This window comes from Ottowia massiliensis, assembly GCF_900240305.1.
GTDB classification, from domain to species: domain Bacteria; phylum Pseudomonadota; class Gammaproteobacteria; order Burkholderiales; family Burkholderiaceae_C; genus Ottowia; species Ottowia massiliensis.
In genome coordinates this window covers 1,595,920-1,620,421 of sequence record NZ_LT964854.1, presented here as the reverse complement: position 1 = coordinate 1,620,421, position 24,502 = coordinate 1,595,920, and the positions used below count along the sequence as shown (strand labels likewise).

Here is a 24,502-nt window from a genome sequence, read left to right as displayed (position 1 = left end):
GCGTTTCAGCCCCAAAGGTTTCAGCTCCGGCTCCGGCGGCCCGCTCTGGCGTGCCCGCGCGACAGGAAGGAGCCTGCCAGGCCATATCAAAACAGGAGCAAATTCAGGCCGCCAGAAATGCCGTCTCGCGCAAATTCCACTAGGACCTCATGCTCTAAATAAAAGAGCGAAACAAGGCTGCAAGGCGCAGGCCGCCCGGAGCCGCGCTTTTTGCACTCATGGGCAGGCTTTGAGCCGGTTTTCAGGCCAGCGCCTGGCGCATGGCGGCGATGGTTTGGGCGTAGTCGCTCTGGCCGAAGATGGCGCTGCCGGCCACGAAGGTGTCGGCCCCGGCGTCGGCCACGCGGCGGATGTTGGCGGGCTTGATGCCGCCATCGACTTGCAGGCGGATGTCGCGGCCTGATTGCTCGATGCGGCGGCGCGCCTGTTCGGTTTTGCGCAGGGCGCTGTCGATGAAGCTCTGGCCGCCAAAGCCGGGATTGACGCTCATGATGAGGATGAGGTCGATGTCGTCAATCAGCCAGTCGAGCACGTCCAGCGGGGTGGCGGGGTTGAAGGCCAGGCCGGGGCGGCAGCCTGCGGCGCGGATGGCCTGCACGCTGCGGTGCGGGTGGGCGCTGGCTTCGGGGTGGAAGCTGATGGTGGCCGCGCCCGCCCGGGCAAAGGCGGCGGCCAGCGCGTCCACGGGCTGCACCATCAGGTGCACGTCGATGGGGGCGCTTTGGCCGTCTGGCAGGCGGGCGTGGGGGCGCAGGGCTTCGCAGATCATGGGGCCGAAGGTGAGGTTGGGCACGTAGTGGTTGTCCATGACGTCGAAGTGAATCCAGTCGGCGCCGGCGGCCAGCACGTTGCGCACTTCTTCGCCCAGGCGGGCGAAGTCGGCGGAGAGGATGGAAGGGGCGATGAAGTGGCGGGGCGCGGTCATGCGAAGCAGGGCGGGTTGCGGCAGCGGCGGATGAGGCTGCGGGTGAAACCGTGGCTGAAAGGGCCAGTGAAAGGGGCGCATTGTCGCGCCGCTACCATCGTTGCCCATGGCAAAAAATGAATTGGCGGGTGGATGAATGGCCCGTTCGCAGCTTGAACTGGTGCGGCATCTGGAAGCGCTGGATGCCAACGCGCCGCGCGTGGAGCGGCATTTGTGGCTGATTGGCCTGCTGGACTGGGTGCGCGGCAGCGCCGATTGGCAAAACCCCAGCGAAGACGAGGTGCAGGCCGTGCTCACGCGCCTGCGTTCGCTGCTGGACGCGGTGGCGGTGCGCCCGCACTGGCGGCAGCGCTGGCGGCGCTGGTGGGCGGTGTTCATCACCACCACGGATGAGACGCCGCTGCTGGCGGATTTGGGCTTTGCGCCGCGCGCGGCTTTCTTGAGCGAGCTGGCGCGCCGCCTGCGCAAGAAGCTGCTGCCGGTCACGCCCGATTCGACCGACCAGGCCGATCTGATTTACCTGCTGTTTCCGGGCGAGCTGGACGCGCGCTGGCTGCGCGCGCTGGACAAGGAAACGGCCCGCCGCATGGGCGAGCTGCTGTTTGACGAGGAGCCGCCTGGCCCCGGCAGCGCCGCGCAATACGACTACGCCGAGCGCGCGCTGCTGGACGCGCTCACCTACGCCGTCAGCCAGATCAGCGCCATTGGCCTGTCGCCCGGCATTCGCAGCCGCATGTCGATGGAGGCGCGCCAGGCGCGGCGCTTTCATGATTTGCCCGCGATGTTCGAGGCCCTGCGCACGGCCGTGCAGACGCAGGGGCGCTTGTCGCCCGGCGCGCAGCAGGCCATTGCAGCGTTTCGCGAGCATCTGGATGCCTGCCGCGCCAGCGCCAACACGGTGTACGCGCATTTGCAGGAGCACGGCATCTCGGTGAACATCGAGTTCCAGATTCAGCAAATGCGCCAGCGCATCTTGCGCGTCAAGGGCCTGCTGCTGTGCCTGGAAACGGCCGAGCCGGTGCTGGCGGCGGCGCAAATGCTCTCGCATCTGGTGCGCGTCAGCCGCGACACGCTCAGCGTGCGCGCGCTCATTCGCAGCAACACGCAGCTGCTGGCCGCCAAGGTGACCGAGCGCAATGCCGAAGGCGGCGAGCACTACATCACGCGCAACGGCAAGGAGTACCGCCAGATGCTGCGCGCCGCAGCGGGCGGCGGCGCGGTGATGGCGCTGGCCACCTGGGGCAAGCTGTTTCTGTACACGCTGGGGCTGTCGGCCTTCTGGGGCGGTCTGGCGGCGGGCATCAACTACTCGCTGGCTTTCGTGCTGGTGATGCTGCTGCACTGGACGATTGCCACCAAGCAGCCCGCAATGACCGCGCCGGCCCTGGCCGCCAAGCTGCGCAGCCTGAACGCGCCGGGCGCCATAGACGGCTTCGTGACCGAGGTGATGTTTTTGCTGCGCTCGCAATTCGCCGCCATCGCCGGCAATCTCGTCCTGGTGATCCCGCTGGCCTGGCTGCTGGGCCTGGCATTCGCGGCCCTGGGCGATACCCGCATGATGACGGCCGGACACGCGCGCCACGTCATCGCCGACCATCACCTGTTTGGCCCCACGCCGCTTTTTGCCGCCATCACGGGCGTGCTGCTGTTTGCCTCCAGCGTGGTGGCCGGGTGGGTGGAAAACTGGTTTGTCTTTCACAAGCTCGATTCGGCCATTGCCTACAACCCGCGCAGCACGCGCTGGCTGGGCAAAGAACGCGCGCGGCGCTGGGGCTGCTACTGGCGCGAACACATCTCCGGCTATGCCGCCAATATCTCGCTGGGGCTGATGCTGGGGCTGGCGCCGCCCGTGCTCCAGTTCTTCGGCATCCACTTTGAAGTGAGGCACGTCACCCTCGTGGCGGGCCAGATGGCTGCCGCCGCGCATCGGCTCGGCCCTGCCGTGCTGCACGAGAGCGCTTTCTGGTGGGCCGTGGCCGGAGCGCTGCTCACAGGGCTGATGAACGTGGCGTTCAGCTTTCATTTCGCCTTTCGCCTGGCGCTGACGGCGCACAACATCTCCAACGTGGAGCGGCACCGCATCTACCGCGCCGTCTGGCGGCGCATGTGGCGCCACCCTCTGGGCTTCATCCTGCCGCGCAAGTCCGACGCGCGCCTGGTAGCCGAAATGGAAACAGCCGCCGCCGCTGACGGTGAAAACGCGGCCCCGGACAACCCGGCTTCTCCCAAAGAGCCGCCAGCGCGGCAAGACTGAAAGCCGTGATTTGCGCGGCGCGCGGATTTGCGTTCAGCAGATGGGTTCCGTATCAATGGCCGGTTATCTTTTTGTATTTTCATTTGGAGTTTTGGAATGAATCCAGTCGTTTTTGCCGTGTGCCTGATGCTGGCGCTGTCGCTGGCGCGCGTGCATGTGGTTTTCAGCCTGATCATCAGCGCCTTTGCGGGCGGGCTGATGGCGGATATTCCGGCCGCCACCATTTTGGCCGCCTTGCCGCCCGATGCCGTGGCGGGCGTGACTGAACCGGGCGTGGTGCTGAAATTGAAGTATCTGGTCAAGGTTTTTGAAGAAGGCATTACGGCGGGCACCACCACGGCGCTGTCTTACGCGGTATTGGGCGCTTTTGCCGTGGCCATTTCCTATTCGGGGCTGTCGCAGGCCATGGCCAATGTCATTGTCAGGCGCGCCACGCAAGGCAGCGGCCATTATGTGAAATGGCTGCTGATTGCGGCGCTTTTGCTGATGAGCATCATGAGCCAAAACCTCATTCCCATCCACATCGCCTTCATTCCGCTGGTGGTGCCGCCGCTGCTGGTGGTGATGAACCGCCTTCAGCTGGACCGCCGCATGCTCGCCTGCGTGATCACCTTCGGGCTGGTTTGCACCTACATGTTCGTGCCTTATGGTTTTGGCGACATTTTCCTGAACAAAATCCTGCTCGGCAATATCAGCAAATTCGGCATGGATGTATCCGGCGTCAATATCTACCACGCCATGTTCATTCCCGCGCTGGGCATGCTGGCGGGGCTGGCGGCGGCCATTTTCTTCAGCTACCGCAAGCCGCGCCATTATCAGGATTTGCCGGTTGAAGGGGCGGCGGAGCAGGTGGCGGTCAAGCGGGAAAATATTATTGTCGCGGTGATTGCCGTGAGCATTGCCTTTCTGGCGCAGAAATACACCGGTTCACTGATTCTTGCGGGCCTGCTGGGTTTTGCCATTTTCATGGTTTCGCGCGTGATTCACTGGCAGCAGGCCGATACGGTTTTCAATAGCGGCATTCGCATGATGAGCATGGTCGCTTTCATCATGATTGCCGCCAATGGTTTTGCCGCCGTGATGAATGCCACGGGCGGCATCGAGCCGCTGGTGCGTGACAGCGTGGCTTTTTTCGGCAACAGCAAGTCGCTGGTTTCGCTGGCCATGCTGCTGGTGGGGCTGCTGGTGACGATGGGCATTGGCAGCTCGTTTTCCACGCTGCCGATCATTGCCGCCATTTACGTGCCGATTTGCGTGCACATGGGGTTTTCTCCGCTGGCCACGGTGGCCATCATCGGCACGGCCGGGGCGCTGGGCGATGCCGGCTCGCCTGCGTCGGACTCCACCCTCGGCCCGACAATGGGCTTCAATGCCGACGGCCAGCACAACCACGTCAAAGACAGCGTCATTCCCACCTTCATTCACTACAACATTCCGCTGCTGCTGGCGGGCTGGGTTGCGGCGCTGGTGCTGTAAGCGCCCGCCTGCGGCCAGGCGGCGCAAGGGGGTCGCGCGGGCCGCTGCCTGCCGGGGTTCTAAACTCGGGCGCGATTTTTTTTCCCGCCCTTTTCTTCTTTTCCCCCTTTTTTCTGGAAAGACCTGACACATGAAGACTTCCTGGTTCTCCCGCGCCGCCGCCGTGGCGCTGGCGGCGGCGGCCAGCCTGCTGGCCGCTTGCGGCTCCGGCTCCACCGTGCAGCAGCTCACGCCCACGCGTTTCATGGCCGTGGGCGACGGCATGATTGATCTGGGCCACGACGGCAAGCGCTACACCATCAACGACGGCTCCATGCTGTGGACGCAGCAGCTGGCCTCCCATTTCGGCCTGACCCTGGCTGACAGCTCCACGGGCGGCCTGAGCTATGCGCGCGGCAATGCCCGCATCACCGCCGCCGATCCCACGGGCGGCGGCGCGCCCAGCTTGTCCGCGCAGGTGGACGCGCTGCTGGCCAGGCTGAACAACAAGTTTGAAGACAGCGACGTGATCATCCTCTCCGGCGGCCACACCGACATCGTGACCGCCGTGAACGAAACCGGCATTTCCGCCACGACCACGGCCACGGTCAAGGCCGCCGGCACGGCGCTGGGCGATCTGGCCAAGCGCCTGTCCGAGGCGGGGGCCAAGCACGTGGTGGTTTCAGGCGTGTACAACCTGGGCCTGTCGCCCTGGGCGCGCGCGCAGGGCGAAGCCAAGGCCAACGCCATCCGCGATCTGTCCGTGGCTTTCAACGACGCCATGCTGCTGTCGCTGGCGGACACGAAATGGGGCCGCACCGTCCTGGCCATCAACCCCGGCCTGTTCTACAACCTGATTGCGAACGAAACGAAGGATCCGCTTTTCGCCAACGCGAAAGACCCCGTGTGCACCACGCCCGATGCCACCACCTGCACCAACAACACGCTGGTCAGCGGCGCCAAGGTGGAGCAGTACCTGTTTGCCGACAAGCTGTATTTCACCCCCCTGGCCAACCGCCTGTACGGCAGCAGCAGCTACGGCAACAACGCCTATTCGAGCCTGCGCGACCACTGGTGAGCGCCTGAGCGCTGGCGGGCGGCGCCCCAGGCAAAGCAGCGTTTTTCGCTATTGTATCAATAGCGTGTGCTCCTGGTGGAAACTGCGCAAAGCGCCTTTTTGATGCCCTGAATTTGCTCCTTTTAATGAAGCAATCCAGCCTTCAGGCAAGGCGCAGGGCCGCCTGACGCGAAGGGGCGACAGGCGGCCTTTTTCATTGGCCTGCCCGTCTCCGCCTTCTTGAGTTTGCCGAATCCCTGAATTCCCGAGTTCTCCCCGAAAGACCTGAAACATGCCCATCACCCCGCAAGAGGCGCTGCTGCGCGCCATTGAGCACCGCGAAATCTTTCAGGACGAAATGCTGCACCTGATGCGGCTGATCATGCGCGGCGAGATTTCGCCGCTGATGGTGGCGGCCATCACCGCCGCGCTGCGCGTGAAAAAGGAAACCGTGGGCGAAATCACCGCCGCCGCGCAAGTCATGCGCGAATTCGCCACGCCCGTGCCCATTGCCGACAAAACGCATTTGGTCGATGTGGTAGGCACCGGCGGCGACGGCGCGCGCACCTTCAACATCAGCACCTGCGCCATGTTCGTGGCCGCCGCCGCCGGCGCGCGCGTGGCCAAGCACGGCGGGCGCAGCGTCTCCAGCCAGTCGGGCAGCGCCGATGCCGTGGAGGCGCTGGGCATCCAGCTGAACCTCACGCCGCAGCAAATCGCCCAATGCGTGGCCGAAACCGGCGTGGGCTTCATGTTCGCGCCCAACCACCACCCGGCCATGAAAAACGTGGCCGCCATCCGCAAGGAAATGGGCGTGAAAACCCTGTTCAACCTGCTCGGCCCCCTGACCAACCCGGCTGACGCGCCCAACATCCTCATGGGCGTGTTCCACCCCGATCTGGTCGGCATCCAGGCGCGCGTGCTGCAAGCCCTGGGCGCGCGGCACGCCCTCGTGGTGCACGGGCTGGACGGCATGGACGAAATCAGCCTGGGCGCGCCCACCCTCGTGGCCGAGCTGCAAAACGGCCAAATCCGCGAATACGAAATCCGCCCCGAAGACTTCGGCCTCGACACCCAGCCGCCGCAAGGCATCCGCGTGGCCACGCCCGCCGAATCGGTCGCCATCGTGCGCGCCGTGCTCGCGGGCCAGCCGGGCCAGGCGCAAGACATCGTGGCCCTGAACGCGGGCGGCGCGCTCTACGCCGCCGGCGTGGCCGCCAGCCTGGCCGAAGGCGTGCAGCAGGCGCGCGCCGCCATTGCCAGCGGCGCGGCGCAAGCCAAGCTGGAGCAGGTGCAAGCCTTCAGCCGCACTGCCTGAAGCCGCACGAAACACGCAAGGCCACCCCGGCAGCCCACACGCAAGAAAAGGAGCGCGCCCCATGTTCCACCACGACATGCCCACCACGGCGGAGCTGTTCAAAATCTTCGGCACCCTCGCCATCGTCATCGTCATCGCCGCTTTGATGACCTACTTCATGCTCATCAAAACCATCCGCAACCTGCGGCGCGGCATTCATGAAGAAAGCGGCGAGACGGGCAGCAAGATAGAAAGCGCGGCAGGCGGCGCGCCCGGAAACGCGCCAAACAACGCGCCAAACAGCGCACAGAACGACACGCCCAACAGCACACCAGGCGGCGCGCCCGCCGCCGCACAAAGCGCCGCTGAAACCGCCCGCCAGCCATGAACGACATCCTGCAAAAAATCATCGCCGTCAAGCGCGAGGAAATCGCCGCCGGCCAGAAAAAAATTCCCCTGCCCGCCATGCGCGCCGACGCCGAAAGCCGCGTGCTCACGCGCGACTTCACCGCCGCCTTGCGCGCCAAAGTGGCCGCCGGGCAGGCCGCCGTCATCGCCGAAGTCAAGAAAGCCAGCCCCAGCAAGGGCGTCATCCGCGCCGACTTCGCGCCCGCCGACATCGCCCAAAGCTATGCCCAGGGCGACGGCGTCACCCGCGCCGCCTGCCTTTCCGTGCTCACCGACCGGCAGTTCTTCCAGGGCTGCCCCGACTACCTCAAGCAGGCGCGCGCCAGCTGCGGCCTGCCCGTGCTGCGCAAAGACTTCATCATCGACCCCTGGCAGGTTTACGAAGCCCGCGCAATGGGCGCCGACGCCATCTTGCTCATCGCCGCCTGCCTGCAAGACGCGCAAATGGCCGAGCTGGAAGCCCTGGCCCACAGCCTGGACATGGCCGTGCTGGCCGAAGTGCACGACGCCGCCGAGCTGGAGCGCGCGCTGCGCCTGAAAACCCCGCTCATCGGCATCAACAACCGCAACTTGCGCACCTTCGCCACCACGCTGCAAACCACGCTCGATCTGCTGCCCGCCCTGCCCGCCGGCCGCCTGCCCGTGGCCGAAAGCGGCATCGCCACCCGCGCTGACGTGCAGCGCCTGCGCCAGGCAGGCGTGCACGCCTTCCTCGTGGGCGAAACCTTCATGCGCGCCAGCGAGCCAGGCCGCGCGCTGGCCGAGCTGTTTGGCGGCTGAAGAGCAAAAAAGAGGAGCGGAATTCAGGGGCCTGGAAATGGCATCTGCGCTTATTCGTCCAGGAGGTATTGCTATGGAACAAGGAGCAAAAATGGCGCCTGCCTTCCCGCCCCGGCATGCGCCAGAGCGCCGCGCTTTTCAGCCGCCAGAAGGAGTCCATCCATGACCGATGCCGAATTCATCTACGCCCGCTGGCACGAAGCCGCCCGCAGCCGCGACGTGCCCGCGCTGCTGGCGCTCTACGCCGAAGACGCCGAGCTGGAGTCGCCCCTTGTGCCCGTCATCCTGAACCGCGCCAGCGGCGTGCTGCGCGGGCACGCGCAAATCCGTGAATTCCTCGAAGAAGGCACGCGCCGCCGCCCCAACGAACTCGTGCGCTGGCACCGCGACGGGCGTTTTCTGAGCGCAGGCGGCCTGCTCGTGTGGGAATACCCCCGCGCCACGCCGCAGGGCGAGCAAATCGACATTCTCGAATTCATGGAGCTGCAAGGCCGCCTCATCCAGCGCCACCGCATCTACTGGGGCTGGTTTGGCACGCAAACGCTCATTGCCTCGGCGCTGCGCAAGCAGGCCCAGGCTCCGTCTGAACACTGAAACCCAAGACGCGCCCGCGCCATGAATCTTCTGGCCTTTGACACCAGCACCGAAACGCTCTCCATCGCCGTGCAGCGCGGCCCGCAGGTGTTCGCGCACGAGGCGGCCGGCGGCGCGCAAGCCTCCGCCACGCTCATTGAGCAGGCGCTGGCGCTGCTGGAGCAGGCGCAGCTGGCCGTGGCCGGCCTGCACGCCATCGCCTTCGGGCGCGGCCCCGGCGCTTTCACCGGCCTGCGCACCGCCTGCGCCGTGGCCCAGGGGCTGGCCTGGGGCGCGGGCGTGCCCGTGCTGCCCATCGACACCCTGCTGGCCGTGGCCGAAAACGCCCGCCAGCGCCACGGCCTCACGCGCGCGCTCGCCTGGCTGGACGCCCGCATGGGCGAGGTTTATGCCGCCCCTTTCATCTGGCAGGCAGATGCCTGGCGCGCCCTGGACGCCGCGCGCGTGTGCGCGCCCGAGGAGCTGGCCCTGCCCGCTGGCGAGTCCGCCGCTGGCTGGGCCTTGGCGGGCAACGCCGCCAGCGCCTGCGGCAGCCGCCTGCCGCCCGCGCTGGACAGCCTGCCCCGCCTGCCTGCCCAGCCCGCTGCCACGGCCTTGCTCGCGCTGGCCGCGCCCATGCTGGCCGCCGGGCAGGGCCTGTCCGCCGAGCAGGCGCTGCCCCTGTACATCCGCGACAAAGTGGCGCAAACCACCGCCGAGCGGCTGGCCGCCCGCGCGGCGGAAGCAGCGAAGCAGAAGCGGGCGGAGCAAGGCCGGGCGGAGGGCTGCGCGTGACAGCCCCCGCGCCGCATCTGGAGGCCCTGACGGCGTCGCATCTGGACGCCGTGCTGGCCATTGAGCAAGCCGCGCAGGCCCATCCGTGGACGCGCGGGCACTTTGCCAGCGCGCTGGCCGCAGGCAACTGCCTGCTGGGCCTGATGGCCGGAGAGCGGCTGCTGGGCTACCTTGTGGCCATGCCCGGCGTGCAGGAAGCGCACTTGCTCAACCTGGCCGTGGCGCCCGAAAGCCAGGGCCAGGGCCTGGCCGGCGTGCTGCTGCGGGCGCTTGCGCTCTGGGCGCGCGGGCAGGGCGCGGCGTGCGTCTGGCTGGAAGCGCGCGCCAGCAACGAGCGCGCCTTGCGCGCATACCGCCGCTGCGGCTTCACGCAAGCGGGCCTGCGGCGCGGCTACTACCCGGGCGCCAACAATCAGCGCGAAGACGCCATCGTCATGCGCCTGGATCTCTGACCCCGCCCCAAAGCCGCCGAAATGGACACCTTGAGGGACACCCTGAGCGAGCGCCAGCGCGCCATGCTGGCCGAAATGGGCATCCGCACCCACTGGCTGCCCCGCGCCAAGGCCCGCCCCGCCAAAGAAAAAGAGCCGTGCCAGCCCGATGCGGCAGCGCCTGAAGCGCGGGCCGCCGCGCCTGTTTTGCCGCCGCCAGCTGCCGCGCGGGCAGAAGCGGCGCCTGCGGGGCCAAAGGCTCCGGCCAGAACGCCCGGAACGCCCGAAACACCCAAAGCGCCCGCCCGGCCCGAAGCGTCCGCCGCCAGCGCCCAGGCCGTCGCGGACATGGACTGGCCCGCGCTGCAAACCGCCGTCGCCCAGTGCCAGGCTTGCGGCTTGTGCGAAACCCGCCGCCAGACCGTGTTTGGCGCGGGCGCGCGCCAGGCCCGCTGGATGGTGGTTGGCGAAGCCCCCGGCGAGCAGGAAGACCGGCAGGGCCAGCCTTTCGTCGGCCCGGCGGGCAAGCTGCTCGATGCCATGCTGGCGGCCATGGGCCTGTCGCGCCACGCGGACGACGCCATCGACGCGCTGGAAAAACGCGCGGGCCAGGCGGGCCAGGAAGGCCAGGCCGGCGGCCCGCCTGCCGAGGGCGTGTACATCGCCAACGTGCTCAAGTGCCGCCCCCCCGGCAACCGCAACCCGCAGCCGGACGAAGTGGCCCGCTGCGAGCCTTACCTGCGCCGCCAGGTGGCGCTGGTGCAGCCGCAAGTCATTCTGGCGATGGGGCGCTTTGCCGTGCAGTCGCTGCTGCAAACCAGCGAGCCGATTGGCCGCCTGCGCGGGCGCGCGCACCAGTACGCGGGCGTGCCCGTCATCGTCACCTACCACCCGTCCTACCTGCTGCGCAACCCGCCCGACAAGGCCCGCGCCTGGCAGGACTTGTGCCTGGCCCTGCAAGTGATGCGGGAGCAAACGCAGCCCTGAATGCACACCAGAAAAAGGAGCAAATCCAGGGCCATCAAAAGCGGCTTCAGCGCCCGTTACACTAGGACCTCATGCTATTGATACAGGAGCGAATTGATCCTGCTTCTGACGCTTGCGGCCTGCTGGCAGGGAGCGCAAGATGCGGCATCAGGCGCTTATGCGCCTTTACTTGAAGAAGGCGTCGTAGCCCGTTTTCAGAATCAGCGCGCTGACCACCAGAATGAACGCGCCGCGCACAAAGCCCGCGCCGTGCCTGAGCGCCAGCCGCGTGCCGATCAGGCTGCCGGCCACATTGGCAGCGGCCATGACCAGGCCCGCCTGCCACCACACATGCCCCTTGGCGGCGAACAGGGCGATGGCGGCCACATTGGTGGCCACGTTCAGCAGTTTGGCGGCCGCCGAGGCGTTGAGAAAATCGTAGCCCAGCAGCCGCACGAACAGAAAGATGAAGAAGCTGCCCGTGCCGGGGCCGAAAAAGCCGTCGTACCAGCCAATGCCCAGCCCGATGAGCGAGGCGGCCAGCTGCTCGCCGCGCAGGGCGTAGCGCGGCGCGTGGATGCGGCCCAGGTCTTTGCGGGCCAGCGTGTAGGCCAGCACGGCGATCAGGATGAGGGGCAGCAGGCGGCGCAAAAAGTCTGGTTCGACTTGCGTGACCGTCCACGCGCCGCCCAGCGAACCCAGCAGCGCAGCGGCGGCGGCCGGCAGCAGCACGGGCCAGCGCATGGGCGCCTGGCGGCTGTATTGCACGGCGGCGATGAACGTGCCCCATACCGAGGCGCTTTTGTTGGTGCCCAGCAAGGTGGCCGGAGGCATGGCGGGGTAGGCGGCAAACAGCGTGGGCACCAGCACCAGGCCGCCGCCGCCGACGATGGCGTCAATCAGCCCCGCCAGCAGCGAGGCGCAAGAGACGATGAGCAGATCGAGCATGCGGCCTGTCCGTGAGTGGTGAATCGCGAGGCTTGCGCCCGGGGCGGATGAGAAGAAGAGGCCAAGAAAAACGGGCATCTTGCGATGCCCGTAAAAACCCGGCGTGCGGGTCGCTTCATGCAACTGGCGCGGCCTGTTTGTGTTTTTGTGCCTCTTGCGGAGGCTGGCCTTGGCGGTTTGTCTCCTTCGGTCCCCTCGCGGCAGCTCGCCTGGCCAGGCCCTGCGGCGCTGCGATGGAGGGAACTGTACGCGCGGAAAAGCCGCTTGCCTATTGGGATTTGCCCGATTGCGCGGCGGCCCGTATTGCTGTCACGCCCCGGGAGCCGGCAGAGCCTGCTGGCCATCTGCCTGCGGCTTCGGGCCGTCTTGCGCCTTGCAGTCCGGCCCGATCCGCCCTCCTGATCCGCCTGTTTCCCCTTCGGCCAGACGCTGGGCAGGCGCTTACTGCGGCTGGCGCGTGTGGCCAAGCTGCGGCAGCACCGAGTCTTGGCCCAGTTGCAGCAGTCCGGCGCGGGCATACACGCCGAGCTTGCCGCGCGTGTCGGTGATGTCGAGGTTGCGCATGGTCAGCTGCCCAATGCGGTCGGCGGGCGTGAAGGGGGCGTTTTCCACCTTTTCCATCGACAGGCGCTCTGGCGCGTAGGTGAGGTTGGGGCTTTCAGTGTTGAGGATGCTGTAGTCGTTGCCGCGCCGCAGCTCCAGCGTGACTTCGCCCGTGATGGCGCGCGCCACCCAGCGCTGCGACATCTCGCGCAGCATGATGGCCTGCGGGTCAAACCAGCGGCCCTGGTAGAGCAGGCGGCCCAGCTTCAGGCCGTTGATGCGGTATTGCTCGATGGTGTCTTCGTTGTGAATGCCCGTGACCAGCCGCTCGTAGGCCGCGTGCAGCAGCGCCATGCCCGGCGCTTCGTAAATGCCCCGGCTTTTGGCTTCGATGATGCGGTTTTCAATCTGGTCGCTCATGCCCAGCCCGTGGCGGCCGCCGATTTCGTTGGCGCGGAGCATGAGCGCCACGGGGTCGTCAAAGGTCTGGCCATTGAGCGCCACGGGCTGGCCTTCTTCAAAGCGCACGCGCACTTCTTCGGGCCGGATGTCCACGTCCGCGCGCCAGAAGGCCACGCCCATGATCGGCTCGACGATGCGGATGCCGCTGGAGAGTTCTTCCAGGTCTTTGGCCTCGTGCGTGGCGCCGAGCATGTTGCTGTCGGTGCTGTAGGCTTTTTCGGCGCTCATCTTGTAGTCAAAGCCTGATGCGCGCAGGAACTCGGACATTTCCTTGCGCCCGCCCAGTTCGTCGATGAAGCGCTGATCCAGCCAGGGTTTGTAGATTTGCAAGCCGGGGTTGGCCAGCAGGCCGTAGCGGTAAAAGCGCTCGATGTCGTTGCCTTTGAAGGTGGAGCCGTCGCCCCAGATGTTCACATCGTCTTCCTTCATGGCGTTCACCAGCATCGTGCCCGTGACGGCGCGACCCAGCGGCGTGGTGTTGAAGTAGGTCACGCCCGCCGTGCTGATGTGAAAGGCGCTGCATTGCAAGGCGGCGATGCCTTCGTGCGCGAGCTGGCGGCGGCAGTCAATCAGGCGCGCCAGCTTGGCGCCGTATTGCAGGGCCTTGCGCGGAATGGCCTCGTAATCCGTTTCGTCAGGCTGGCCCAGATTGGCCGTGTAGGCGCAGGGCACGGCGCCTTTCTGGCGCATCCACAGCAGGGCGGCGGAAGTGTCCAGGCCGCCGGAAAAGGCGATGCCGACTTTCTGGCCAGCGGGAAGCGATTGCAAGATGGTGGACATGTGGAAAACAGTTAGGGAGTGAAAAATGAAAAACGTATCTTAGAACCAGCCCCCAGGCCCTGTTTTCGCCAACCGGTGAATGTCAAAAAGAAGAGCGAATCAAGGGGCATCAAAATGCCGTTTCGCGCAATTTCCACTAGGACATCTAGCTATGGATAGGGGAGCGAAATCATGCCGCCCGCCTTGCCCGGGCCGCCTTCTTGCGCTCCAGGCAGGCTGCGCACGGGCTTGGCCTTCGGCGCTGGGGGCCGGCGCGGGCTGGGCGCGCGGCCATTGGGCGCGACAGTCATCAGAGCCTGCTTGCAATCTGGATGCGATGGGCAAAGGCTTGGGCATCGGGATGAACGGCCAAGCGCAAACCGCAAGCCGCTTGCGCCTGCGGATGAACCTTGAACAGCCTTTCAGGGCGTTTGCAGGCCAAGGGCGCGCCACTGCTGCGCCGCTTCGGGCGACTGCATGGCCTGCGCCAGTTGGCGGGCGGCTTCAGAAGCCTTGAGCCGCCAGGTCAGGGTGTAGGGCAGGCCCGTGTCCAGCGCGGCGGGCAGCGGGGTGATGCCCAGGGCGGTGGAGGCGGCGTCTGCGCCCGCGCCGATGCAGCCCTGCACGGCGGCATCAATGCGGCCCTGCATCAGCTCTTCGCGCAGGGGCTGGCCGCCGGAGAGCACATGAACTTTGGCGGTGAGCGTGGCATGCGCGCCGGACTGGAGCTGGTCGGCGCGGTCCACCAATTGCCAGAACGCATCGCCCAGCGGCTCGGCGCCGGGCTGATAGGCGCCCACGCGCACATCGGCGCGCAGCAGCGCGCCCAGCGCCGTGGCAGGCGCCACGGTCAGGCGCGGCGCGGTCATCAGGCACAGGCTGTCTTTGGCAATGACGGCAGGCGGCTGCCATTGCCCGCCAGATGCCAGCTGCTGCGGCTGGGTGGAGCCGGCGGCCACGAAAACGTCGGCTTCCTGTCCCTGGCTGATGCGCTGGCGCAAGGCGGCGGAAGGGCCGAAGGTGAGCGCCACGGGCTGGCCCGTGCGCGCTTCGTGGCGGCTGGCAATGGCCTGCACGGCAGGGCGCAAGGCGCTGTCGGCCCAGAGGCGGATTGCGCCAGGCGCGGGCGCGCCGCCGGAAGCGGCCTGCCCCGTGTCTTGCCCAGCTGAAGGCGCGCTCTCGCGCGTGGGCGTGCAGCCGGGCAGGCAGGCAGCCAGCGCCAGCAGGCAGGCGGATAGCCAGGCGGCTCGTGTCACTTGCATGGCCCGTGATCGCTGCGGCGTGCCTTACAGACCGGCGGCGGCGCGCAGGGCTTCGGCCTTGTCGGTCTGTTCCCAGCTGAATTCCGGCTCGTTGCGGCCAAAGTGGCCGTAGGCGGCGGTTTTGGCGTAAATGGGGCGTTGCAGCTTGAGCATTTCGATGATGCCCTTGGGGCGCAAATCGAAATGTTCGCGCACGAGCTGGGCCAGTTTTTCGTCAGGCAGCTTGCCGGTGCCTTCGGTGTAGACGGTGATGTTCATGGGCTGCGCCACGCCGATGGCGTAGGCCACCTGGATTTGGCACTGGCGCGCCAGCCCGGCGGCGACGATGTTCTTGGCCACGTAGCGGGCGGCGTAGGCGGCGCTGCGGTCCACCTTGGTGGGGTCTTTGCCGCTGAAAGCGCCGCCGCCGTGGGGGCAGGCGCCGCCGTAGGTGTCCACGATGATCTTGCGGCCCGTCAGGCCGCAGTCGCCTTGCGGGCCGCCGACGACGAAGCGCCCGGTGGGGTTGATGAGAAAGCGCGTGTCCTTGAGCCACTCGGCGGGCAGCACGGGCTTGATGATTTCCTCGATCACGGCTTCGATGAAGCTGGCCTTCATCTTCGTGGCGCTTTCGCTCTGGTCAGGGCTGTGCTGGGTGGAGAGCACCACGGTGTCGATGCTGTGGGGCTTGCCGTCCACGTAGCGCAGCGTGACCTGGCTTTTGGCGTCGGGGCGCAAAAAAGGCAGGCGGCCATCCTTGCGCAGCATGGCCTGGCGTTCGACCAGGCGGTGGGCGTAGTGGATGGGCGCGGGCATGAGGGTGGGCGTTTCGTCGCAGGCGTAGCCGAACATCAGGCCCTGATCGCCCGCGCCGGTGTTCAGGTGGTCGTCGCTGGCCTGATCCACGCCCTGGGCGATGTCGTTGCTTTGCCGGTCGTAGCAGACCATGACGGCGCAGCCTTTGTAGTCAATGCCGTAGTCGGTGTTGTCGTAGCCGATGCGCTTGATGGTGTCGCGCGCCACCTGGATGTAGTCCACGTTGGCATTGGCGCTGATTTCGCCGGCCAGCACCACCAGGCCGGTGTTGGTCAGCGTTTCGGCGGCCACGCGCGCGCGCGGGTCTTGCGCGAGGATGGCGTCCAGGATGCTGTCGGAAATCTGGTCGGCCACCTTGTCGGGGTGGCCTTCGGAAACGGATTCGGATGTGAAGAGAAAGTCGTTCGCCATGATGTGAATAAACTCCTTGGGTTGCGCGTCGCCGCCGCGTTTGCAAAACCGTTTTGCAAAGCAACCGGAAGGAGCCTGGCGAACGCTTTAGCAGTATTTTTTAATGTCGCCCTGCAAGTTGCCCGGTTAACTCGGCGACAAGTTGCGCATTCTACCTATTTGCGTTTTCATGCTTTTGCTGTATCGCCTTGTATCCGGATGGCCGTTGGGGTTGTTGCACGGCGTGGGTGCGGCGCTGGGCTGGCTGAGCTGGCTGTTTTCGCCCACTTACCGCAGGCGTTTTGCGCAAAACGCCGCGCAGGCGGGCTACGCCTTCGGGCAGGTGCGCGCCGCCGTGGCGCATGCAGGCCGCATGGCGTGCGAGACGCCGCGCCTGTGGTTCGGCCCGCCCGTGCCCGTGCAGTGGCAGGGGCGGGAAGCGGCCGATGCCGCCTACGCGGCAGGCAGGGGCATCGTGTTTCTCACGCCGCATCTGGGCTGCTTCGAGATCACCGCGCAGGGACTGGCCGCGCGCTACTCGGCGCAATACGGGCCGCTGACGGTGCTCTACCGCCCCGCGCGCCAGAAGGCGCTGGCCGAAGTGGTGCAAACCGCCCGCCGCCGTGAGGGGCTGGAAACCGCGCCCACCACGCTGGCGGGCGTGCGGCAAATGCTCAAGGCCCTGCGCGCGGGCCATGCCGTGGGCCTGCTGCCCGATCAGGTGCCGCCCGAAGGGCTGGGCGAGTGGACGCCTTTTTTCGGCAAGCCCGCCTACACCATGACGCTGGCGGCGCGCCTGGCGCTGCAAACGGGCGCCACGCCGCTGCTGGTGTGGGGCGAGCGCCTGTCCGCCGCGCGGGGCTTTTGCCTGCACGTGCAGCCGCTGTCAAGCCCGCTGCCGCAAGAGCTGTCCGCCGCCGTGGCGCACATCAACGCCGAGATGGAGCGCCTCATCCGCCAGTGCCCGCAGCAATACCTCTGGGGCTACGGGCGCTACAAGCACCCGCGCCCGCAAGGCTGAAGGCCATGGGCGAATCTCCTTGCGCCCAAGCGGCAAAAGCAGATCCGGCGCGGGGCCGCTGGACGGGCCGCCTGGTCGTGCGCCTCATGCGCCTGATCGCCCCGCTGCCGCTGCCCGTGCTGCGCGGCGCGGGCTGGCTGCTGGGCAGCCTGTGCTGGCCGCTGGCGCGCGGCCGCCGCCATGTGGCCCTGGTCAATTTGCGCCTGTGCTTTCCGCAGTGGAGCGAAAAGCGCCGCCGGCAGGTGGCGCGCCAGAGCTTCATCTGCTTTTTTCAGGCTTTTCTGGACCGTGCCTGGGTCTGGCACGGCGCGCCCCGCCTGCTGCTGGAGCGCGTGCGCATCACCGGCCAGGCCGATGAGCTGCGCCGCCCCGAAGCCGCCGTGCTTTTTGCTCCGCACTTTTACGGCATGGACGCGGGCGGCTCGGCCATCATGCAGCGGCTCATCCAGCGCGGCTGCACCATCTACACCATCCAGCGCGATGCGGCGCTGGACGCCTGGATGCGCCAAGGCCGCCAGCGCTTTGGCGACGTGCAGCCGCTCAACCGGGAAGACGGCGTCAAGCCCGTCATCAAGGCCCTGCGCGGCGGCCGCTATCTCTATTTGCTGCCTGACATGAACTTCGGCCCGCAAGAGTCCATCTTCGTGCCCTTTTACGGCGTGCCCGCCGCCACCGTGCCCTCGCTGCCGCGCTTTGCCCGGCTGGGGCGCGCGCGCGTCATCCCTGTCATCACCCGCATGACCGCCGCTGGCTACGAAGTGCAGGTGCACGCCCCCTGGCAGGGCTATCCCACGAACGACGTGCAGGCCGACACGGCCCTCATGAACGAGCGCCTGCAAGAGTGGATCAACGCCATGCCCGAGCAGTACTACTGGGTGCACAAGCGCTTCAAAACCCGGCCCGAAGGCGAGCCGCCGGTGTACTGAAAAGCCTTTGGCGCGGCTTCGCGCGCGGCGCGCCTTGCGGCAGCGCCTGCGCTGCTTGAAAACCTGCTGCTGGCGGGCATCTGTGCGGGCATGCCCAAAAAGAAAACCCCTGCTTGCACGCCTGCCCCCGTTTCTGCATCCGTTCCTGATTCCGCGCCTGATCCGGCTGCTGCCCGCGCCGCCGCGCCGCTGATTCGCCTGCGCGGCGCGCGCCAGCACAACCTGAAAAACCTGGACGTGGACATTCGCACGGGCGAGATGACGGTGGTGACGGGGCCGAGCGGCTCGGGCAAGTCCAGCCTGGTGTTTGACACGCTGTATGCCGAAGGGCAGCGGCGCTATGTGGAAACCTTCAGCGCCTACGCGCGGCAGTTTCTCGACCGCATGGACAAACCGGCGGTGGACCGCGTGGAGGGCGTGCCGCCCGCGATTGCGATTGACCAGACCAATCCGGTGCGCTCTTCGCGCTCCACCGTGGGCACGATGACGGAGCTGAACGACCACATCAAGCTGCTGTTCGCGCGCGCCGGGCAGCTTTTTGACGCGCAAACGGCGCTGCCGGTGCGCCATGACAGCGCCGAGAGCATTTACGCCGAGCTGCTGCGCCGCGCCCAAGCAGCGGGCGATCCGCGCGTGGCGCTCACGTTTGCCGTGGAGCTGCCCGCCAGCGCCAGCGCCGACGAGGTGCAGCAGTGGCTATCGGCCAGCGGCTTCACGCGGGTGCAGGCCGAGCGGCAAGAGGGCGGGCGCAAGGTGCTGGATGTGGTGGCCGACCGCTTCCGCCTGGGGCGCGCCGAGCGCGCGCGGGTGCTGGAGGCCATTGAAGTGGCGCTGCGGCGCGGCGGCGGGCAGATGGCGGCGTATGTGCTGGCGGATGAGGGCGAAAAAGAAGGCTTGAGCGGCCAAGACGGCGGCGAAAACAGCGGCGGGCCGCTGCTCTGGCGCTTTTCCACGGGGCTGCATTGCCCGGAGAGCGGGCGGCGCTATCACGAGCCGTCGCCGTCGATGTTTTCCTTCAACTCGCCAGTGGGCGCGTGCGAGGCGTGCCGGGGCTTCGGGCGGGTGATTGGCGTGGACTGGGGGCTGGTGGTGCCTGATGCGCGGCTGAGCTTGCGCGCCGGGGCCATCAAGCCGATTCAGACGCCCGCGTGGAAGGAGTGCCAGCAAGACTTGATGCGCCACGCCGCAGCGGCGGGCATTCCGCGCGACACGCCCTGGGCGCAGCTTGCGCCGCAGCAGCGGCAATGGGTGATTGAAGGCGCGCCGAATTTCCGCGAGGGCAACTGGAGCCGGCAGTGGTACGGCATGCGGCGCTTTTTCCAGTATCTGGAGAGCAAGGCCTACAAGATGCACATCCGCGTGCTGCTGTCCAAATACCGCAGCTACACCCCGTGCGAGGCGTGCGGCGGCGCGCGCCTCAAAGACGAATCGCTCCTGTGGCGCGTGGGCAGCAAGGCCGACGCCGATGCCGTGCTGGCGCCCGCGCAGCGCTTCATGCCGCACGGCGTGGCCTGGACGCGCGAGCAGCTTGAAAGCCTGCCGGGCCTGAGCCTGCATGACGTGATGCAGCTGCCCATCGAGCGCCTGCGCGTGTTCGCAGACCGGCTGGCGGGGCCTGAAATTACTACCAAAAAGATAGTTGCCAGCGCAGATTCCACTAGGACAAACGGCCGATTTGATGCCGAAACTGAAGCTGAAACCGGCGCTCGCGCTGATGCGGCGGATGCCGCCGCGCCATCGGCCGCCAGCGCCGATGCGCAGGCGCGCAAGCTCATCCTGGACGAAATCCGCGCGCGCCTGCAATACCTGACGGACGTGGGGCTGGACTACCTCACGCTGGACCGGCAAAGCCGCACCCTGAGCGGCGGCGAAGTGCAGCGCATCAACCTCACCACGGCGCTGGGCACTTCGCTGGTGAACACGCTGTTTGTGCTGGACGAACCCAGCATTGGCCTGCACCCGCGCGACATGGCGCGCATCAACCGCGCCATGCAGCGCCTCAAGCGCGCGGGCAACACGCTGGTGGTGGTGGAGCACGACCCGGCCGTGATGCTGGCCGCCGACCGCGTGCTGGACTTTGGCCCCGGCCCCGGCGCGGCAGGCGGGCGCATCGTGTTTGACGGCACGCCCGCCCAATTGCGGCAGGCCGATACGCTCACCGGCCAGTATCTGGGCGGGCGCAAGCGCATCAGCGCCGGGCAGGCGCGGCCCGTGCAGGACAGCACGCCCCGGCTCATTCTGGAAGGCGCGCGCGAGCACAACCTCAAAGGGCTGGATGTGGCCTTCCCCCTGCAACGGCTGGTGACGGTGACGGGCGTGAGCGGCTCGGGCAAATCCACGCTGATTCAAAACGTGCTGGCCCCGGCGCTGCTGCGCCACTTTGGCCAGGCCACCGAAGCGCCCGGCGCGCACGAGCGCCTGCTGGGCGCCGAACAGCTGGCGGGCGTGGTGTTCGTCGATCAATCGCCCATCGGCAAAACGGCGCGCTCCAACCCGGCCAGCTACGTGGGCGCGTGGGACGCCATCCGCAAGCTCTTTGCCGCCGCGCCGCTGGCGCGCCAGCGCGGCTACACCGCCGCCAAATTCAGCTTCAACAGCGGCGACGGCCGCTGCCCCACCTGCGGCGGCAGCGGCTTCGAGCACGTGGAAATGCAGTTTTTGAGCGACGTGTATCTGCGCTGCCCCGACTGCAACGGCCGCCGCTGGCGGCCCGAAGTGCTGGAAGTGACGATAGAGCGCCCTGCGCGCAGCCTGGCCACGGATGCCGATCTGGACGCCGCCGCCGAACGCCTGGCCGAAGTGGCCAGCGGCAGGCCCGACCCCGCCCCCGCCGCCCGCGCGCTGAACGTGGCCGACGTGCTGGAACTCACCGTGGCCGAAGCCGCGCAGCTTTTTGCGCAAGACCGCGACGTCATCCGCGCCCTGCAACCGCTGATGGATGTGGGGCTGGACTACGTGAAGCTGGGCCAGCCCGTGCCCACGCTCAGCGGCGGCGAGGCGCAGCGCCTGAAACTGGCAGGCCACCTGGCCGAAGCTGCGCAAACAGCCAGCCGGTCGCGCCAGCCCGTGGCCAAAAAAGGCACGCTGTTTCTGTTTGACGAGCCGACCAGCGGCCTGCACTTTGACGACATCGCCAAGCTCATGCGCGCGCTGCGCAAGCTGCTGCAAGCGGGGCACTCCATCATCGTCATCGAACACAACCTGGACGTGATGCGCGCCAGCGACTGGCTGATTGACCTCGGCCCCGAAGGCGGCGAGGCGGGCGGGCGCATCGTGGCGCAAGGCGCGCCCGCCGAAGTGGCGGCCTGTCCGCATTCGCACACCGGCGCGGCGCTGCGCGAATACGAGCGCGCGCTGGCGGCGGGCATGGCGCAAGCGGCTGAAGCCGCCGATCAAGCCGCCGATCAAGCGGCCACTGAAATGGCCGGAGTCGCCGAAGCGCGCGCCGCCTATGCCGCATCCACTGCACCCGCCGCACCCGCCCCGGCCGAGATTGAAATCGTCCACGCCCGCGAGCACAACCTGAAAAACCTGAGCGTTTGCATTCCGCGCGGCAAATTCAGCGTCATCACCGGCGTGAGCGGCAGCGGCAAATCCACGCTGGCCTTCGACATCCTCTTTGGCGAAGGCCAGCGCCGCTATCTGGAAAGCCTGAACGCCTACGCCCGCAGCATCGTGCAGCCCGCCGGCCGCCCGGATGTGGACGCCGTGCACGGCATACCGCCCACCGTCGCCATCGAGCAGCGCCTCTCGCGCGGCGGGCGCAAATCCACCGTGGGCACCATCACCGAGGTCTGGCACTTTCTGCGCCTGCTCTACGTGAAGCTGGGCGTGCAGCACTGCGTGCACGACGGCGCGCCCGTGCAGCCGCAAACGCCCGAACGCATCGCCGCGCAGCTGCTCACCCGCTACCGGGGCCAAACCATCTGCCTGATGGCCCCGCTGGTGGTGGGCCGCAAAGGCGTTTACACCGAACTGGCCGAATGGGCGCGCCCGCGCGGCTACGCCCACTTGCGCGTGGATGGCGAATTTCTGCCCACCAGCGCCTTCCCGCGCATCGACCGCTTCAAGGAACACACCATCGAGCTGCCCGTGCTGACCTTGCCCGTGACGCCCGGCAACGAAGCCGCCTTGCGCAGCGGCCTGGCGCGCGCGCTGGAGCACGGCAAAGGCATCGTTCACGTGCTGCACGGCGCCAGCGGCCTGCCTGCCGCGCTGCAAGCGGGCCAGCCCACGGCCGGCATGGGGCAGGTGGCCGTCTTTTCCACCCGCCGCGCCTGCCCCGTGTGCGACACCAGCTATGCCGAGCCAGACCCGCGCCTGTTTTCCTACAACAGCAAACACGGCTGGTGCCCCGAATGCGTGGGCACCGGCTTGCTGCTCACGCGCGAGCAGCGCCAGGCGCTGGATGACTCCGTACTGGCGGGCGACCCAAAAGGCCGCGAGCAAAGCTTTGCTGAAGCCGACGTAGAGGGGCTGACGGGCCAACCCTGCCCCGCCTGCTACGGCACGCGCCTGAACCCCGTGGCGCGGCACGTGCTGCTGCCAGCGGAATGGGGCGGCGCGCCTTCTGGCAAGCCCTCTGATTCAGAGCCAAATCGGCCTGAAGTCCTAGTGAAATCAGCGCGGGCAGCTATCGAAAAAGGAGCAGAAAAGAGCCTTGAAAGCCCCGGAAGCCACGGCGGCATCGCCATCACCGAACTGGCCCGCATGAGCGTCAGCCAGCTGCGCCAGTGGTTTGCCGCGCTGCGCCTACAAGGGCGCGAAGCGGAGATTGCGCGCGATTTGCTGCCCGAAATCAGCAGCCGCCTTGAATTTCTGGAGCAAGTGGGCCTGGGCTACCTCACGCTGGACCGGGGCGCGCCCACGCTCAGCGGCGGCGAAGCCCAGCGCATCCGCCTGGCCGCCCAGCTGGGCAGCAACCTGCAAGGCGTGTGCTACGTGCTCGACGAACCCACCATCGGCCTGCATGCGCGCGACAACCACATCCTGCTGGACGCGCTGCACCAGCTCTCGGCCAAAGGCAACACGCTGGTCGTGGTGGAGCACGACGAAGACACCATCCGCCGCGCCGAGCACCTGATCGACATCGGCCCCGGCGCGGGCGTGCGCGGCGGCCGCCTCATCGCCCAGGGCAGCGTGGCCGACCTGGCCGCCGCGCCCGAATCCGCCACGGGCCGCTACCTGCGCCAGGCCATGCGCCACCCCCTGCACCCGCGCCGCGAAGTGAACTGGCCCGCCAGCGTTCAAGAAGCCAGCCAGGCCGTCCGCAGCGGCGCCGGCAAAGGCCAGCCGCCTGCCGCCGCCCGCATGGCCCAGGCCCTGCAAACGCTGGGCGACTTTCCCGTCAGCAGCGAACCCGGCTGGCTCTGGCTGCAAAACGCCAGCCTGCACAACCTGCGCCACATCAACGTGGCCCTGCCCCTCAAGCGCCTGGTCGCCGTCACCGGCGTGAGCGGCAGCGGCAAATCCACCTTCGCCCGCGACGTGCTCCTGAGCAGCGTGCAGCGCCTGCTCGCCAGCAAGGCCGCCGCCGGAACAACGGCCAAAACCCGCTCCAGCGCACGCCAATCAAGCGCCAGCAGCTATCAAAACAGTGGCGCAGGCAGCGCCACGGGCTGCGCCGACCTCAAAGGCTTTGGCGGCATCGACCGCGTGCTCGAAGTCGATCAAACCCCCATCGGCAAAACCCCGCGCTCGTGCCCCGCCACCTACATCGGCTTTTGGGACAGCGTGCGCAAACTCTTTGCCGACACCCTGGAAGCGCGCGCGCGCGGCTGGGGCCCCGGGCGCTTTTCCTTCAACACCGGCGAAGGCCGCTGCCCCGCCTGCGAAGGCCAGGGCATGCGCACCATCGAAATGGCCTTCCTGCCCGACGTGAAAGTGCCCTGCGAAACCTGCCACGGCGCGCGCTTTTCGCCCGAAACCCTGGTCGTCACCTGGCGCGGCAAAAACATCGGCGAAGTGCTGCAAATGGAAGTGGACGAAGCCGTCGAATTCTTCGCCAGCATGCCCGCCATCAGCCACCCGCTGCACCTGCTGCGCGACGTGGGCCTGGGCTACCTCACCCTCGGCCAGCCCAGCCCCACCTTGAGCGGCGGCGAAGCCCAGCGCATCAAGCTCGTCACTGAACTGAGCAAAGTGCGCGACGACCTCAACCGCCGGGGCCGCAAAGCCCCGCACACCCTCTACGTGCTCGACGAACCCACCGTCGGCCTGCACATGCAAGACGTGGAAAAACTCATCCACGTCCTGCACCGCCTGGTCGACGCCGGCCACAGCGTCATCGTCATCGAACACGACCTGGACCTCATCGCCGAAGCCGACTGGATCATCGACCTAGGCCCCGAAGGCGGCGACGCCGGCGGCCAGCTGGTCGCCGCCGGCACGCCGGAAGATGTGGTGAAAGCGGGCACGCACACGGGGCGGGCGGTGGAGGGCACTATAAAATAAAT

Annotated in this window: 19 protein-coding genes; 13 read left to right on the top strand and 6 right to left on the bottom strand. The window is 67.4% G+C overall.

Annotated elements, in window-relative coordinates:
- Positions 1 to 241: 241 nt before the first annotated feature.
- The gene (rpe, locus tag C1720_RS07335; RefSeq protein WP_050716398.1) at positions 242 to 925 is read right to left on the bottom strand and encodes a ribulose-phosphate 3-epimerase; all 684 of its coding nucleotides are present in this window, start codon (positions 923 to 925) and stop codon (positions 242 to 244) included.
- Between the two features lie 136 nt (positions 926 to 1,061).
- Between rpe and tlpB the strand changes: the two genes are divergently transcribed.
- The 10 genes from tlpB (at position 1,062) to C1720_RS07285 (ending at position 10,962) form a co-directional block, all read left to right on the top strand.
- Positions 1,062 to 3,179 (top strand): transporter-like protein TlpB, encoded by a 2,118-nt coding sequence (gene tlpB, locus C1720_RS07330; protein ID WP_102283755.1) that lies wholly within the window; start codon positions 1,062 to 1,064, stop codon positions 3,177 to 3,179.
- A 96-nt stretch (positions 3,180 to 3,275) separates the two neighbouring features.
- Positions 3,276 to 4,655, top strand: coding sequence for a Na+/H+ antiporter family protein (locus C1720_RS07325; RefSeq protein WP_102283754.1), 1,380 nt, complete (start codon positions 3,276 to 3,278; stop codon positions 4,653 to 4,655).
- A gap of 130 nt (positions 4,656 to 4,785) precedes the next feature.
- Complete coding sequence (locus C1720_RS07320; RefSeq protein WP_102283753.1) at positions 4,786 to 5,712, top strand: SGNH/GDSL hydrolase family protein; 927 nt, start codon at positions 4,786 to 4,788, stop codon at positions 5,710 to 5,712.
- 271 nt (positions 5,713 to 5,983) lie between these two features.
- Entirely contained in the window at positions 5,984 to 7,009 is a 1,026-nt protein-coding gene (trpD, locus tag C1720_RS07315; protein ID WP_102283752.1) for an anthranilate phosphoribosyltransferase, read from the top strand.
- A gap of 61 nt (positions 7,010 to 7,070) precedes the next feature.
- A complete protein-coding gene (locus C1720_RS07310; RefSeq protein WP_146006907.1) occupies positions 7,071 to 7,376 on the top strand; it encodes a hypothetical protein in 306 nt (101 codons plus the stop codon).
- On the top strand, positions 7,373 to 8,176 hold the full coding sequence (trpC, locus tag C1720_RS07305) for an indole-3-glycerol phosphate synthase TrpC (RefSeq protein ID WP_102283750.1): 804 nt from the start codon (positions 7,373 to 7,375) through the stop codon (positions 8,174 to 8,176). The genes C1720_RS07310 and trpC overlap by 4 nt, the downstream gene beginning before the upstream one ends.
- A gap of 162 nt (positions 8,177 to 8,338) precedes the next feature.
- Entirely contained in the window at positions 8,339 to 8,770 is a 432-nt protein-coding gene (locus C1720_RS07300; RefSeq protein ID WP_050714953.1) for a nuclear transport factor 2 family protein, read from the top strand.
- 21 nt (positions 8,771 to 8,791) lie between these two features.
- Positions 8,792 to 9,544 (top strand): tRNA (adenosine(37)-N6)-threonylcarbamoyltransferase complex dimerization subunit type 1 TsaB, encoded by a 753-nt coding sequence (gene tsaB / locus C1720_RS07295; RefSeq protein WP_102283749.1) that lies wholly within the window; start codon positions 8,792 to 8,794, stop codon positions 9,542 to 9,544.
- The gene (rimI, locus tag C1720_RS07290; protein ID WP_233199858.1) at positions 9,541 to 9,996 is read left to right on the top strand and encodes a ribosomal protein S18-alanine N-acetyltransferase; all 456 of its coding nucleotides are present in this window, start codon (positions 9,541 to 9,543) and stop codon (positions 9,994 to 9,996) included. The genes tsaB and rimI overlap by 4 nt, the downstream gene beginning before the upstream one ends.
- Positions 9,997 to 10,017: 21 nt before the next feature.
- Positions 10,018 to 10,962: a uracil-DNA glycosylase gene (locus tag C1720_RS07285; RefSeq protein WP_233199856.1), complete on the top strand. Its 945-nt coding sequence runs from the start codon at positions 10,018 to 10,020 to the stop codon at positions 10,960 to 10,962.
- A gap of 165 nt (positions 10,963 to 11,127) precedes the next feature.
- On the opposite strand, the gene C1720_RS07280 is transcribed toward C1720_RS07285, so the two are convergent.
- The 5 genes from C1720_RS07280 to metK all read right to left on the bottom strand — a co-directional run bounded on the left by C1720_RS07280 (position 11,128) and on the right by metK (position 16,121).
- On the bottom strand, positions 11,128 to 11,889 hold the full coding sequence (locus C1720_RS07280; protein WP_102283748.1) for a TSUP family transporter: 762 nt from the start codon (positions 11,887 to 11,889) through the stop codon (positions 11,128 to 11,130).
- Between the two features lie 441 nt (positions 11,890 to 12,330).
- Entirely contained in the window at positions 12,331 to 13,674 is a 1,344-nt protein-coding gene (argG, locus tag C1720_RS07275) for an argininosuccinate synthase (RefSeq protein ID WP_102283747.1), read from the bottom strand.
- A 149-nt stretch (positions 13,675 to 13,823) separates the two neighbouring features.
- Positions 13,824 to 13,964 (bottom strand): hypothetical protein, encoded by a 141-nt coding sequence (locus C1720_RS13685; RefSeq protein WP_158241664.1) that lies wholly within the window; start codon positions 13,962 to 13,964, stop codon positions 13,824 to 13,826.
- Between the two features lie 111 nt (positions 13,965 to 14,075).
- Positions 14,076 to 14,915: a substrate-binding domain-containing protein gene (locus tag C1720_RS07270; protein ID WP_102283746.1), complete on the bottom strand. Its 840-nt coding sequence runs from the start codon at positions 14,913 to 14,915 to the stop codon at positions 14,076 to 14,078.
- Between the two features lie 24 nt (positions 14,916 to 14,939).
- Positions 14,940 to 16,121 carry a methionine adenosyltransferase gene (gene metK, locus C1720_RS07265; RefSeq protein ID WP_102283745.1) on the bottom strand — a complete coding sequence of 394 codons (1,182 nt, stop codon included), beginning with the start codon at positions 16,119 to 16,121 and terminating at the stop codon, positions 14,940 to 14,942.
- A 169-nt stretch (positions 16,122 to 16,290) separates the two neighbouring features.
- Here metK and C1720_RS07260 point away from each other — a divergent pair, with 169 nt between their 5' ends.
- The 3 genes from C1720_RS07260 to C1720_RS07250 all read left to right on the top strand — a co-directional run bounded on the left by C1720_RS07260 (position 16,291) and on the right by C1720_RS07250 (position 24,500).
- Positions 16,291 to 17,121, top strand: coding sequence for a lysophospholipid acyltransferase family protein (locus C1720_RS07260; protein ID WP_102283744.1), 831 nt, complete (start codon positions 16,291 to 16,293; stop codon positions 17,119 to 17,121).
- Between the two features lie 5 nt (positions 17,122 to 17,126).
- Positions 17,127 to 18,047 carry a lysophospholipid acyltransferase family protein gene (locus C1720_RS07255; protein ID WP_102283743.1) on the top strand — a complete coding sequence of 307 codons (921 nt, stop codon included), beginning with the start codon at positions 17,127 to 17,129 and terminating at the stop codon, positions 18,045 to 18,047.
- Positions 18,048 to 18,305: 258 nt separating this feature from the next.
- Entirely contained in the window at positions 18,306 to 24,500 is a 6,195-nt protein-coding gene (locus tag C1720_RS07250) for an excinuclease ABC subunit UvrA (protein WP_439650768.1), read from the top strand.
- The last annotated feature ends 2 nt before the right edge of the window (positions 24,501 to 24,502 follow it).